Source organism: Pseudorhodoferax sp. Leaf265, assembly GCF_001422365.1.
In the GTDB taxonomy this organism is placed as follows: Bacteria; Pseudomonadota; Gammaproteobacteria; order Burkholderiales; family Burkholderiaceae_C; genus Pseudorhodoferax.
Genome location: NZ_LMMT01000012.1, coordinates 1 through 13,537 on the forward strand (window position 1 = coordinate 1; position 13,537 = coordinate 13,537).

Genomic DNA, 13,537 nt, shown 5'->3' on the forward strand with positions numbered 1-13,537 from the left:
CCCAGCGCAACTACTCGATGTGGCTCCAACTTTGCTCCCATTCCACCGACAGCGGGTGAATCGACCCGGGTTCAGTAGACACCTTCGAGCCTCAAACCTGAGGCCCAATAGGAGGTGCCATGACGAACAAGCAACCCTACCCTGAAGAATTCAAGATCGAAGCGGTCAAGCAGATCACGGAGCGCCGCCATCGGGTGGCCGATGTTTCCGCCCGGATCGGCGTGAGCCAACACAGCCTATACAAGTGGATCAAGGCGTACTCAGCGCCGGCGGCCGAACGGCAGGCGCAGCTTTCGCAGACGGAAGAACTACGACGTCTGAAGGCCGAGCTGCGGCGCGTGACAGAGGAGCGCGACATCCTAAAAAAGGCCGCCCTGGCTTCAACCGGTCGCTGCAACACCTTTGGTACAAGGCTGCAGCGAGGTTTGAATCTATGGCGAGGTTGGGGCGTCCCGGGTTGTCGAGTGCGCAGAGGCGCGAGCTGTGGGAGAGGTGGAGAGTTGGCGAGTCGATCAGCGACATAGGTCGTGCGCTGTGCAAGAACCCTGGTTCGATTCACGGCGTGCTTGCGCTTAGCGGAGGCATCTATTGCGCAGAGCGCAAGCGAGCTTCGACGGCTTTGACAGCGGACGAGCGCGAGTCGATCTCGCGCGGCTTGGCGGCAGGGCTGTCAGGCAGGCAGATCGCAAAGCAACTCGGCCGAGCGCCCTCGACCGTGTCCAGGGAAGTTGCCCGCAATGGTGGAGGCACTTGCTACCGTGCGGCAAAGGCTGACGAGCGCGCATGGGACCAAGCGCGACGCCCCAAACCCTGCGTACTGGCGCTCAACCCTGAACTGGCGCAGTTGGTTGCCAGCAAGCTGGCCGAGCAGTGGTCGCCGCAGCAAATCGCTGGTTGGCTGCGGCGAGAACACCCGCATACTGCCGCTATGCAGGTGTCGCACGAGACGATCTACCGAAGCCTTTTTGTGCAGGCCCGCGGCGTTCTGAAGAAGGAGCTGATGGCGCATTTGCGAACCCGCCGGTCCATGCGCCGCGCTCGCGCTGGACTGGGCAAAGAGGCGCCTCGAGGCCAGATCACAGATGCCGCTTCTATTCGAGAGCGCCCTGCGCAGATCGAAGACCGCGCGGTTTCGGGCCATTGGGAAGGAGACCTGGTTAGCGGAGCAAAGAACAGCCACATCGCAACGTTGGTGGAGCGGCACTCGCGCTTCGCCCTGCTGGTCCAAGTTGACGGCAAGGACTCGGGCAGTGTCGTACGAGCTCTCTCCCGTGAAGTCGACCGCTTGCCTGACGGCCTGATGAAGACCCTGACCTGGGATCGCGGCATGGAGCTGGCCCAGCATAAAGTGTTCTCCATGGCGACCGATGTCGATGTGTTCTTCTGCGATCCGCGCAGCCCGTGGCAACGAGGGACCAACGAGAACACCAACGGCTTGATTCGGCAGTACCTACCGAAGGGAATGGATCTGTCAACCTGTAGCCAGGACGATCTCGATCAGATCGCGACTCGCCTGAACACTCGGCCGCGTAAGACGCTGGGATACGAAACGCCCGCCAGTAGACTCCGCCAGGCCGTTGCAGCGACCGATTGAATCCACCGCNGCGACTCGCCTGAACACTCGGCCGCGTAAGACGCTGGGATACGAAACGCCCGCCAGTAGACTCCGCCAGGCCGTTGCAGCGACCGATTGAATCCACCGCCGCGTACTTTGCCAAGCAGTCCGGGTGAGGTACGCGTTCGTGAAGGCACACGAGACACAGCACAGCGTTCGGCGCATGTGCCGGGTCATGCAGGTGCACCCCAGTGGCTACTACGCCTGGAAGGCCGAGTCACAAAGTGCCAGGGCCAAGGACGACCAACGTCTGACCGGCCTGCTCAAGCAAGCGTGGCTGGAGAGCGGCGGCGTGTATGGGTACCGCAAACTGACGCTGGACATGCGCGACCTAGGCGAGCGCTGCGGCAAGCACCGCGTGGCGCGGCTGCTCAAGCTCCAAGGGCTGCGCTCGCAGACAGGTTACCGCCGTCGCCCTGGCGTGCGTGCAGGCAAGCCTGCGGTGGTTGCGCCCAACCACCTGCAACGTGAGTTCACGGTAGCTCAGCCCAATCGATCCTGGGTGACCGACATCACCTACATCCGCACGCACGAGGGCTGGCTGTACCTGGCGGTCGTGGTCGATCTGTTCTCACGTCAGGTCGTGGGCTGGTCCATGGGTAGCCGCATCGACACCAGCTTGGTYCTGGACGCGCTAATGATGGCGCTTTGGCGCCGCAGGCCTGTAGACACCGTCACGGTGCACTCCGATCAGGGCTGCCAATTCACCGGCCATGAGTGGCAGACGTTCTTGCGCGAGCACAACCTGATCAGCAGCATGAGCCGGCGGGGCAACTGCCACGACAACGCCGTGGCAGAGAGCTTCTTCCAACTGCTCAAGCGCGAGCGTGTGCGCCGGCAGATCTATGCCACGCGCAGCGACGCACGTGCCGACATCTTTAACTACATCGAGATGTTCTATAACCCCAAGCGTCGCCACGGCACGGCCGGCGACACTTCGCCGGTGGAGTTCGAACGACGCCATTCCCAACGGCTTGAAGGTGTCTAGGAAATCCGGGTCGATTCAGCCCCCCGCCAGCCCAAGACCAGCAAGCCGGTCTTCACCGGCAAGCAGCTCCCTGGTGGGTTGGAGCCTCGCGAGACCGTCCGAACTCCNAAGCGTCGCCACGGCACGGCCGGCGACACTTCGCCGGTGGAGTTCGAACGACGCCATTCCCAACGGCTTGAAGGTGTCTAGGAAATCCGGGTCGATTCAGTCCCCCGCCAGCCCAAGACCAGCAAGCCGGTCTTCACCGGCAAGCAGCTCCCTGGTGGGTTGGAGCCTCGCGAGACCGTCCGAACTCCGACACCGCTGAGCCTGCAAGCCGGCTCGCGGCGGCCGATCGCTCAGCGGCCAAGGTTCAACCCCGGTCCACCTCAGGTGACGCTCGCCCAGGTCCCGCCGCTGACGCCGCTGGCAAGCTTGCTGGATCCTTGACGATCTTTGCCCAATCCTGGGCAACGCGCGGCCCAGCCAAGACAAAGCCTGCGGCGTCCCATAAGCTTGCGCCATGCTCACTTTCGCCAAGCCGACACCAGGCACGCAAGCCCCCATCGACCAGATGCAGGTGACGGTGATGCGCGCCGAACTGGCCGCGCTGATCGAGCGCCACACCGGCAAAGACGGCGCGCACGCATCTGCCTATGGGCACCTCAGCTTCGCACGCACCACGCAGGTCCATCACCCCGCGCATTCGATCTGCGAGCCATCCTTCTGCATCCTGGCGCAAGGCAGCAAGCGGGTGTTGCTGGGCGCGGAGACGTACATCTACGACAACAACCAGTACCTGGTGGCGTCGCAGAACCTGCCGGTGTCCAGCCAGGTGATCGACGCGTCGCCCGAAGCCCCTTACCTGGGCCTCAGGCTGAGCTTCGGCGTCAAGGAGATCGCCGATGTGGCGCTCGAGTTCGGCCTGGCCAACGCCGGCCCCAGGGGCACCCCGCAGCGCGGCATTTTCACGGGCGCACTGTCGGCCACGCTGCTGGAGCCGGTGTTGCGCCTGATGAAGCTGCTGGACTCCCCCGAGGACGTGCCTGCACTGGCGCCCCTGATCTCGCGCGAGATCCTGTACCGCTTGCTGAAGTCGCCCGATGGCTGGAAGCTGACCCAGATGGCTGTGAAAGACGGCTACAGCCAGCGCGTCACCCACGCCATCGGCCTGCTCACGCAGCGCTTTCGCGAGCCGCTGCGCATGGAAGACCTGGCGGCATCGGTGCACATGAGCGTGTCGTCCTTGCACCACCACTTCAAGGCCGTCACATCCATGAGCCCGCTGCAGTTCCAGAAGCAGCTGAGGTTGCAGGAATCGCGCCGCATCATGATGGTGGAGCGGCTGGATGCAGCGACCGCCGGACACCGCGTCGGCTACGAGAGCCAGTCGCAGTTCAACCGCGAATACAGCCGCTTCTTCGGCATGCCGCCCCTGCGCGACATCAAGCGCCTGCGCGAAATGCAGGTGGAGCAGCCCGGGATGCTGCCAGACCCCGGCCGCTAAGGGCCGATTCGGCGCCACGTCCCGCGCGCGGGCGCCGCGCTTTTCTCGGTACCGCCTGTGTGACGCCCTTGCTGGGCGGCACCGGCGACGTTCGGCCCGCGACAGGGCCTGGTCCTTCTCGGAGGTTCAGCATGAAGATCCATCTGGAGTGCGATGGCCGCGTCCTCACCGCGACCCTGGCCGACACGGAGGCTGCCCACGCGCTGGTCGCGATGCTGCCCTTGTCCATCACCTTGTACGACCTGTTCGGGCGCGAGAGATTCGGCGCGCTGCCCCAGACGCTGGGGGTCGCCGAACTGCAATCGCGCATGTGCGAAGCCGGCACGTTGTTCGCCTGGTCCACCGGGCCCGACCTCGGTGTGCTGTACCGGACGCCGGTCCGCCCGCTGACCGGGCGCTTCCACCGCCTTGGCCGCATCGACCAGGGCCCCGAAGCCTTGGCGCAAGCCTTCGTCCGCAGCGGCCCTGTCGATGTGCGCGTCACGCTGGCCGGCCGCGAAGGGCGACACGCACACAGCGCAGCAGCCGGCGCAACGGTGCCCGCAGGTTCCAGCATCCGCGCGACCCCTCTGGACGACGCAGGACAGTCGGGATGCAGCGCCGGACTGGCGGTCGAGCCGCTTGGAGGACACGGCTCCAGGCCGAGGTTTTGACGACATCGGGTCATCCGCTGATCCCAGCTGGAACGGGGTGGGGGCGGATCAGGCAGCCGGCTGCGCCCCATGGGTCTCCGTCCTCCTGGCCTGCGTTGAAGCGATCAGCAGAAGGCGCGTTTTCCGGGCGCAAGGTCAGCTGGGCGACAGGCAAGGCTCACTTCTGGCCGAACTGCGCCGCGTCCAGGATCGCCTGGGTCACTTCCTTGGGTTTGGACAGTTGCGGCACATGGCCCGCAGGCACGCGGATGGTCGTGGCAGAGATCCTCTTCGCGTTGTCCAGTTGCAGTGCCGGCTGGACCATGCGGTCCTGCTCTGCAACGATGAACCAGGATGGCTTGGTCGCCCACGCGGCCACGCTGACCTTCTCGTCGAAAGCGGCGCCGCGGATCGGCCCCTGGGTTGCGGTCATCAGTCGGTGCTTTGCGGCGGGGACGTCCTGGGCGAAGTGCTGGGAGATGCCCTCCAGCGACATGGTCACGAAGCCTTCCCTGTCGACGATCAGATGGTCGAATCCGCTCGGCTTGGGATAGTCCTTGGCGAGGTCATTGATCGACTGGCCGACGGACGGCGCGAACGAGGCCACATACACCAGCGACTGCACGCGCGGATGGTTGCCCACTTCCGTGATGACCACACCGCCCCACGAATGGCCCACGAGCACCACGGGGCCGGTCCCTGCGTCCAGCGCGCGCCGCGTGGCGGCGACGTCGTCGGCAAGCGAGCTCAGCGGGTTCTGCACGGACACGACCTCGAGGCCCCGCGCGTGCAGCGAGGGGATGATCTCGTCCCAGGCCGATCCATCGGCGAAGGCGCCGTGAACGAAGACCACGGTCGGCGGCTCGGCAGCTGCCGCGGCCTGGGCCGCAGGCATCACGCCAAGGGTGGTGACGCCCAGTGCGGCGACGAGGACGGACAGTTTGAACAACGATTTCATGACGAACTCCCTGGGGGCGGACGCCGGCGGAGGCCGGCGTTGAGGGACAAGGCGGGAATGGGGGGCGCGGCGCGACGTCACGCCGTCGGCACGGTGCCACCGTCGATCACGTGCTCGGTGCCGGTGATGGACGATGCCCGGTCCGAGGCGAGGAAGGCGATCAGATCGGCCACCTCCTTCGGGTCGGCCGGTCGCCCCAGCGGGATGCCGCCGAGCGACTTCATGATCACCTGCACGGCGTCGTCGTAGCCGATGCCGGCTTCCTCGGCGATGCGCATGGCCAGGCCGTTGGCGTTCGGACTGGCGATCCAGCCCGGCGACACGCGCACCACGCGCACGCCCTTGGGCGAGACCTCCTTGGAGATGCTCTTGCTGTAGGTGTTCAGCGCCGCCTTCGCCGCCGCGTAGGCCGTCGTGGCCTCGGGAAGCGGCAGACGGTTCTGGATCGAGGTCACGTGGATGACGACGCCGCGGCCCTGGGCGACCATGCCCGGGATCAGGGCGCGGTCCAGCCTGACCGCCGGGAACAGATTCAGGCCGAACTCCTTGTCCCACTCTGCGTCGTCGAGCGCGGCGAAGCCGCCCGACGGGGCGGAAGAGCCGCCCAGAACGTTCACGAGGATGTCGAGCCCGCCGAGCTTCTGGTGCACGGCGTCGACCACGGTTTGAACGCCGCTTTGCGTGGTCAGGTCCGCCTCGACGAAGCCGTCTTCGGTCATGTCCGCGGGCCGGTGGCGCGCGGTGGTGAACACGCGTGCCCCGAGTTCGCGGAAGAGCGCCACGGTGGCGGCACCGGCACCCAGCGTGCCTCCCGTGATCAGCGCCCGGCGTCCCTGCAGTGTGACGAACGGGGTCATGCCGTCACCTCCATCTGGGCGATCTTGTCGTTCGCGAGGAGGAAAGAGAACCGCAGGTCGACCGGGCTGCCAGGAAAGTCGCCCACGACGTGGCAGGTGACGTGGGTGTGCTCCTCGTCGGTGGCGACGGAGAACGGCTCCATCGTGTAGGTGTACTTCTGCGTGGTGCCTGCCTTCCACGCGCGGATGGCGTCCCGGCCCCGATGGGTCTTCCCTTCGTCTTTCGCCACGCCGTCGGGGGTGAAGGCGGCGGCAACCGCATCCGGGCCGCCGTGGCGGTCGGCGTCGAAATAGGCGGCGATGCTGTGCGGCAAGTTGACAGTCATTCAGTGCTCCAGTGGGTTGAACAGAACAGCCTTTGGCGGCTGGCAGGCCCCTTGGCAGAGCCGACGGGAGGAATTTAGGACCGAAGGATTGCCGCAACAATCTGGACAAAATAGGATGAGCTATTTCGAAAATCGGGACAATGACGCGCTCTGTGCTGGCCGATCTGGATGCTGTGTTGGCGGTTGCGCGGCGCAACTCCTTCCGGGGCGCGGCGCTGGAGCTGGGCATGTCGACGACGGCCTTGAGCAACGCCATCGGCAAGCTCGAGCAGCGCCTGGGCATTCGCCTGTTCAACCGGACCACGCGCAGCGTTTCGCTCACCGACGCGGGCAAGGCCTTCGTCGAGCGGGTCGGCCCGGCGATGACCGACATCCACGACGCCATGCTCGCGGCGCAGTCGCTCCAGGAGACGCCGAGTGGCACCTTGCGCATCAATGCGTTCGCCTCGGCGGCGCGCGAGGTGATGGCGCCCCTCATCCTCACGTTTCTGCGCCGCCACCCCCAGGTGCATGTCGACCTGGTCACGGAGGGGCGCCTGGTGGACATCGTCGCGGCAGGGTTCGACATGGGTTTGAGGCCGGCCGATCTCGTGCCCAGCGACATGGTGTCCCTCTCGCTCGGCCTGCCGCGCAGCAATGCCGTCGTCGCATCGCCCGAATTCCTGCGCATGCACGGCAGGCCGATCGTGCCGACGGACCTGCACCGCTTCCCTTGCATCCGGGCGCGGCTGCCGAACCACGCCTTGTTGCGCTGGAGGTTCGAGAAGGACGCAGAGGCGGTCCAGGTCGATGTGCAAGGCGCCCTCACGCTCGATGAGCCCAGCCTGGTCCGGATCGCCGCGCAAAGCGGCGTCGGGCTCGGCTATGTCATGGAAGCGGATGTGCGCGAGGATCTTGCGACTGGCCGACTGGTGCGGGTTCTGGAGGACTGGACGCCTCCTTTGGCGCCGCTGTCGCTCTACTACCCCGGCCGGAAGAACCCGCCCGCCGCGTTTCGTGCGTTCGTGCAAAGCGCACGCGCGTTCGCTGAAGACAACAGGTGAACACGGCTGTGGGCGGCGGGGCCGCCGCCTGCCGCAGTTCATCGCCGGTGCCAGTAAGCCGCCGCCTGCGTGCGGCTGTCCAGCGCCAGCTTGGTCAGGATGTTGGCCACGTGGCGCTTGACGGTGTGCTGGCTCAGGTCCAGCGCGCGGGCGATGAGCTTGTTGCTCTGGCCCTCGGCCAGCAGGGCCAGCACCTCGCGCTCGCGTGCCGACAAGGGGTCGTCCGGCGGCACCGTGGCGCCGGGCGCATGCTGCGCCTGCCAGGCCGCGAGGCGGCGGCGCAGTGCGGCCTGCGCGCCGGCCGGACAGCGCAGGCGCGGGCCCACGGCCTGCCACAGCGCCTGCAGGCGGCCGGGCGGCTCCAGCAGCAGGCCCAGGCCTGCGTCGTCGGCGGCCTCGGCCAACACCGCGTCCAGCGCCGCGGCGGCGGCATCCAGCGCGCCCTGGGCGGCGCGGCACATGGCCAATGCGCAACGCGCGTCGCCCATGAAGGCCGGCAGCCGCCCGCCGCGCTGCAGGACCACGGCCTGCTCCAGCAGCGCGCTGGCCGCCGGCAGGTCGCCGCGCAGCAGCGCATGCTGGCCCTGCACCAGTGCGGCGCCGGTGTCCAGCACCGGCCATTCGCGTGGCGAGCGCGGATGGGCCAGCACCGGCAGCAGCGCGGCCAGGCCGTCGGCATCCTCGGCGCGCCAATGGATGCGGGCCTGCACGTGGACATAGGTGCGCCGCCAGCCCTGGCTGAAACCCGGGGTCATGCGGTCGCCCACGGGCGCGATCACGGCCAGGGCTTGCGCGGCCTGGCCTTGCGCGGCGAGTTGCAGGCTGTGCAGGTGCAGCGCACTGATGCCCAGCATCACGTCGCCGGGCAGCTGGCGCTGCAGTTGCAGCAGGGCCTCGAGCGCTGCCCGGGCCGCGGCGGGGTCGCCATGCCAGAAGGCCAGCCAGGCGTCCAGCGCCGGCACCTGGACTTCGTCGTGGCAGAGCCGGCGCAGCCGCTCCATGAGCGGCCGCGTACCGGGCAGGCCGATGAAGTGGCCATAGCTCATGTCCACGATGTTGGGGTAGCGCGCCGCCGGCGCCAGCGCCGCGTTGTCCGCCATCGCGGCCAGGCCGGCCACCACGGCTGCGCCGTCGCCGCGCGCCACGCCGTGCCAGGCCGCCAGCGAGTCGAAGGCCACCTGCAGCGCCGCGGGCAGCGGCGCATCGGCCGCCGTGGCCAGCACCTGGCCCGCCCGCTCCAGGTCGCCCAGCGCGTTGTGGCAGGCGCCCAGCATGCCCAGCGCCACGCAGCGCTCGCGCGGCCGGCCCTGCCGCGCGAAGTCGTCGTGGCTGCGCTGGAACTCGTCGCGCGCCAGCACCCAGTCCCAGCGCGACCAGGCGCACAGGCCGCGCAGCAAGGCGGCATCGGGTTGCGTCTCGCGCCAGTCCGGCGGCAGTTGCTCCAGCCAGCGTTCGAGGCGGTGGGTGCCGCCCACGGCCAGCAGCCCTTCGGCCATCTGGCGCAGCGCGGCCAGGGCCTCGGGCCAGCGGCCGGCGGCCAGCCAGTGCGGCACGGCCCGTTCGGCCCGGGTCTCTGCGGCAGCGGCGCGGGCGTGCAGTTCGGCGGCCAGGCCGGGGGCGCGGCGGTCGAGCTCGCCGCGCAGGAAATCGCGGAACAGGTCGTGCAGGCGCAGCACCGGCACGGTCTCGTCCAGCGCGCTCAGGAACAGCTGGCGGTCGAACAGATCGTCCAGCACGGCGCGGGCATCGCCGCGGCCCGTGACGGCCTGGCACAGTGCCGGGCTCAGCTCGGGCAGCACGCTGCCGTGGAGCAGGAACTGCTGCAAGGGCGGGGGCAGCGCGGCCAACACCTCCTGCGCGAAGTAGTCGAACAGATGGCGGTTGGCTGCTGGGCCCACCAGCGCGGGCATGCCGCTACCCTGGCGCGCGCTGCCCAGCACCAGGTGCGGGCCGGCGACCCAGCCGTGGGTGCGCACCAGCACGGCCTGCAGCGCGTCGTCGGAAGGGGCTTGCAGGCCGCGCAGCCGGCACAGCGCCTGGGCGGCATCCAGGTCGAACTGCAGGTCCGCCAAGCCGAGTTCCACGAGTTCGCCGCCGGCGCGCCAACGCGCGAGCGACAGGGGCGGCGCGATGCGGCTGCCGATGAACAGGCACAGCTCGGGCGGTGCGCGGGCGATCAAGGTGTCCAGCAGCTGCAGCGCGGCCGCATCGCTGACGTGGTGCAGGTCGTCCAGCACGAGGGCGATGCGGGCCTGCGGCCGGCCGCCCAGCGCATCGAGCAGGGCGCCCAGCGCGGTGCGCGCGGCCGGGCTGGCGTCCTGCAACTGGGCCAGCACCGTGGCCGGTGGCACGGGCCAGGGCAGGTCCAGGGCCGCGAGCGCGCCGAACAGCGCGGCGAACAGGCGGTTGGCGTCGTTGTCCTCGGCATCGAGGGAGACCCAGACCACCTCGGCGCCGGGCGTGGCGGCCAGCGCGGCGGCCAGTTGCACGAGCAGCGTGGTCTTGCCGAAACCGGCCGGTGCCTGGACCAGCACCAGCCTGGCGTCGGCGGCACGCTCGAGCGCGCGCGCCAGCAGCGCCGGGCGCGGCACGGCATCGCGCCGCGGTCGCGGGATGCGGTACTTGCTGGCCGGGGCGGTAGGTGTTCGGAGGTCCATGCGCGGGGCGGTGGGCCGGCCGATTCTAGGAAGGCCCGGCCCCGCGCGCGGCCCGCGCTCAGCGCGCCGGGGGCGGCAGTGGTACGGGCACGCGGTTGCGCACGGGGGGCAGCGACTGCAGGTAGGCCAACATGGCCTGCAGGTCGGTATCGCGCATCTGGCCGTAGGCGGCGGGCATGGGCGGCAGCACGGGCCGGCCACGGCCCAGGTGGCGGCCCGTGCGCAGGGTCTGCACGAAGTCCTGCACGGTCCAGCGGCCCAGGCCGGTGTCGGGGTCGGGCGTCAGGTTGGCCGTGAAGCTGGTGCCCCAGGGGCCGGACCAGGCCGTGTTCGTGGCAGAGGCCACGACCTGCCAGGGCCCTGGCGGCAGCGCCGGTGCGGGTGGCAGGGCCAGTCCTTCGGGATGCCCGGCGAAGCTGCGCGCGGTGTCGGGCACGGGGCCGCGCGGCCCCACCTTCAGCGGCGTGTGGCAGTCCGCACAGCCGCTGGTGTTCACGAGGTAGCGCCCGCGTTCGATGCGGTCGCGGGGTGCGGGGCCGGCCGCCTGCGCGGTCAGCGCGGCGCACAAGGGCAGCAGGAAGAACAAGGCTTGCATCGTCGGGACTCCGGTGGGTGGGCGTGCCACTGTGCCGGCCGCGCGTGCCGCGGCCATCGGCCGAACGGGCCACGGCCACGGCCCGCAAGGAGCCATGCCGATGGCCCGGGGGATGGCCCGTCGGGGCGATGCCGGCGCCGCCGCCCGCCGCAACACTGGCGCCTCCTCCACCACGGCTTCGCCACACCATGCACACCCCCGCCCGCTACAACATCTACGCTCCCATCCACAAGGCCTTGCGCCTGTTCATGACCGACACGCTGCAAGGCCTGGGCCGGATGGACCTGGACGACGCCCAGGACCTGGCCGCTGGCCTGGCCCGGCTCGACGCGCTGCTCGATGGCGCCAGCGCCCACCTGCAGCACGAGACCGACTTCATCCACCCGGCCATCGAGGCCCGCAGCAGCGGCGCCAGCGGCCGCATCGCGGCCGAGCACCGCGAGCACCTGGACGCGATCGCCGCGCTGCGTGCCCAGGCCGCTGCCCTGCGCGCCGCGCCCGAGCCGGCGGCGGCCCACCGCCTGTACCGCCAGCTGGCGGCCTTCGTCGCCGAGAACTTCGAGCACATGGACGTGGAGGAGACGCGCCACAACCAGGCCCTGTGGGCCGCCTACAGCGATGCCGAGTTGGCCGCCATCGAGGGCCGGATCCTCGCCAGCATCGGGCCACAGGAGATGGGCCAGTGGCTGCACTGGATGCTGCGTGCGTTCAGTCCTGCAGAGCGCGCGCAGCTGGTCGGCGGCCTGCCGCCCGAGGCCCGGCCGCCCGTGCTGGCGCAGGCCCGTGCGCTGTTGGACGACCAGGACTGGGCCAAGCTGTGCCGGGCGCTGGCGCCGGTGTCCATGCCCGAAGCCCTCGCGGCCTGAGCCGCTTCAGCGCCAGCCCAGCTCGCCCAGCAGGAACTGCGCCGCCGGCGGCGGCAGCGGTTCGCCGTCGAAGAACTGCGCCACGCCGCGCTCGACGACCAGCCGCCCGCCCTGCAGGTAGGCCACGCGCGTGGCCAGGCGGCGGGCCTGGCCCAGGTGGTGGGTGCTCATCACGAGCGTGACGCCGTCGGCGGCGAGGGCCTGCACCAGGGCCTCGATCTCGCGCTGCGCGCCCGGGTCCAGGCTGGCGGTGGGCTCGTCCAGGAACAGGATGTCGGGCTGCAGGCTCCAGGCCCGCGCGAGCCCCAGGCGTTGCTGCTGGCCGCCCGACAGCGTCCGTGCCGGCCGGTGGGCCTGCGCGAGCAGGCCCACGCGCGCGAGTGCCGCCTGGCAGCGCGCCTGGCGTTCGGCCGCGGGCACACCCGCCAGCCACAGGCCGACCCAGACATTGCGCCAGACCGAAAGGCGCAGCAGGAACGGCCGCTGGAACACCATGGCGGCGCGTGGCAGGCGCCCCTCGGGCTGCAGCGCCAGGCGCGTGCAGCGGCCCTCGCAGGGCAGCAGGCCGTGCAGGGCTTGCAGCAAGGTGGTCTTGCCCGAGCCGTTGGCTCCGACCAGTACAAGGTGGTCGCCGCGCTGCAGCGTGAGCGAGATCTCATCCAGTGCCACGACGGTGCCGAACCGGACCGAGAGCTTCTCGGCCACGATGATCGGCGCCGCCGGCGCTGCGGGTGCCGCCCGCCGGTGCGCGGCCAAGGGCGGCGCGGGCTGCTGCGCCGGGTCCGGCGGCACCCGGCTGCCCAGCCAGTGCAGCAGGCCGATGGCGCCGTTGACGGCGCCCACCACGGCCAGCAGCACGCAGCCCAGCGCCAGCGCCAGCCCCAGATCGCCCTTGCTCGTCTCCAGCGCGATGGTGGTGGTCATCACGCGCGTGACGCCGGCGATGTTGCCGCCCACGATCATCACGGCGCCGACCTCGGCGATGGCGCGCGCGAAGGCCGTCAGCAGCACGGTGGCCACGCCCAGCCGGTCGTGCACCAGCATCAGCAGTGCCGCGGCGAAGGGCCGCGCGCCCCCTGCGCGCAGTTGGTCGCCACCCTCGGCCAGCGCCGCCAGCACGAGCCGGCGCGTGAGGGCCGCGATCAAGGGCGTGACGAGCACGCTCTGCGCCACCACCATGGCGGTCGGCGTGAAGAGGATGCCGAGCGCACCCAGCGGCCCCGAGCGCGAGAGCAGCAGGTACACCAGCAGGCCCACCACCACCGCCGGCAAGGCCAGCAGCGTGTTGAGCAGCCAGACCAGCAGCCCCTGTCCGGGAAACCGCGCCACCGCGAGCCAGGCACCCAGCAGCAACCCGACCAGCGCGCCCACGGCCGTGGCCATGCCGCTGATGCGCAGCGAGAGCGCCGTGATGCCCAGCAGTTCGGGGTCGGCGTTGAGGACGAGTTGCCAGGCCAGCGCCCAGCTGTCGGTGAGGGTGTGCATCGCGGGGCCGCATTGTCGGCGCAGCCGCG

11 protein-coding genes and 2 pseudogenes are annotated in these 13,537 nt (G+C 69.8%); 7 read left to right on the top strand and 6 right to left on the bottom strand.

What is annotated here, in order from left to right:
- Positions 1-119: 119 nt before the first annotated feature.
- From ASF45_RS35225 to ASF45_RS11835, 5 genes and pseudogenes are all read left to right on the top strand, one after another.
- Positions 120-368 (top strand): annotated as a pseudogene (locus ASF45_RS35225) (transposase); the annotation flags it as partial.
- Between the two features lie 65 nt (positions 369-433).
- Complete coding sequence (locus ASF45_RS34455) at positions 434-1,594, top strand: IS30 family transposase (protein WP_082550965.1); 1,161 nt, start codon at positions 434-436, stop codon at positions 1,592-1,594.
- A 106-nt stretch (positions 1,595-1,700) separates the two neighbouring features.
- Positions 1,701-2,603 (top strand): annotated as a pseudogene (locus ASF45_RS11825) (IS3 family transposase); the annotation flags it as partial.
- A gap of 502 nt (positions 2,604-3,105) precedes the next feature.
- Complete coding sequence (locus ASF45_RS11830) at positions 3,106-4,089, top strand: AraC family transcriptional regulator (protein WP_056661974.1); 984 nt, start codon at positions 3,106-3,108, stop codon at positions 4,087-4,089.
- A gap of 131 nt (positions 4,090-4,220) precedes the next feature.
- On the top strand, positions 4,221-4,742 hold the full coding sequence (locus ASF45_RS11835) for a cyclophilin-like fold protein (protein WP_056661978.1): 522 nt from the start codon (positions 4,221-4,223) through the stop codon (positions 4,740-4,742).
- A 157-nt stretch (positions 4,743-4,899) separates the two neighbouring features.
- Here ASF45_RS11835 and ASF45_RS11840 read toward each other — a convergent pair whose 3' ends face one another.
- From ASF45_RS11840 to ASF45_RS11850, 3 genes are all read right to left on the bottom strand, one after another.
- Complete coding sequence (locus ASF45_RS11840) at positions 4,900-5,679, bottom strand: alpha/beta fold hydrolase (RefSeq protein ID WP_056661982.1); 780 nt, start codon at positions 5,677-5,679, stop codon at positions 4,900-4,902.
- A gap of 77 nt (positions 5,680-5,756) precedes the next feature.
- Positions 5,757-6,536 (bottom strand): SDR family oxidoreductase, encoded by a 780-nt coding sequence (locus ASF45_RS11845; RefSeq protein ID WP_056661985.1) that lies wholly within the window; start codon positions 6,534-6,536, stop codon positions 5,757-5,759.
- Positions 6,533-6,862, bottom strand: a complete 330-nt coding sequence (locus ASF45_RS11850) for a nuclear transport factor 2 family protein (protein WP_056661988.1) — start codon at positions 6,860-6,862, stop codon at positions 6,533-6,535. Before ASF45_RS11850 ends, ASF45_RS11845 begins: the two co-directional genes overlap by 4 nt.
- Before the next feature lie 152 nt (positions 6,863-7,014).
- On the opposite strand from ASF45_RS11850, the gene ASF45_RS11855 reads away from it, so the two are divergent.
- On the top strand, positions 7,015-7,905 hold the full coding sequence (locus ASF45_RS11855; protein WP_235580886.1) for a LysR substrate-binding domain-containing protein: 891 nt from the start codon (positions 7,015-7,017) through the stop codon (positions 7,903-7,905).
- 38 nt (positions 7,906-7,943) lie between these two features.
- On the opposite strand, the gene ASF45_RS11860 is transcribed toward ASF45_RS11855, so the two are convergent.
- Together ASF45_RS11860 and ASF45_RS11865 are read right to left on the bottom strand one after the other, a co-directional pair.
- Entirely contained in the window at positions 7,944-10,562 is a 2,619-nt protein-coding gene (locus ASF45_RS11860; protein ID WP_082550966.1) for a LuxR C-terminal-related transcriptional regulator, read from the bottom strand.
- A gap of 58 nt (positions 10,563-10,620) precedes the next feature.
- Positions 10,621-11,157, bottom strand: a complete 537-nt coding sequence (locus tag ASF45_RS11865) for a c-type cytochrome (RefSeq protein ID WP_056661996.1) — start codon at positions 11,155-11,157, stop codon at positions 10,621-10,623.
- Positions 11,158-11,345: 188 nt separating this feature from the next.
- Here ASF45_RS11865 and ASF45_RS11870 point away from each other — a divergent pair, with 188 nt between their 5' ends.
- On the top strand, positions 11,346-12,023 hold the full coding sequence (locus ASF45_RS11870; RefSeq protein ID WP_056661999.1) for a hemerythrin domain-containing protein: 678 nt from the start codon (positions 11,346-11,348) through the stop codon (positions 12,021-12,023).
- A 6-nt stretch (positions 12,024-12,029) separates the two neighbouring features.
- Here the strand turns inward: ASF45_RS11870 and ASF45_RS37080 are convergent, their stop codons facing one another.
- Positions 12,030-13,508: an ABC transporter permease gene (locus ASF45_RS37080; RefSeq protein ID WP_056662001.1), complete on the bottom strand. Its 1,479-nt coding sequence runs from the start codon at positions 13,506-13,508 to the stop codon at positions 12,030-12,032.
- Between the last annotated feature and the right edge of the window lie 29 nt (positions 13,509-13,537).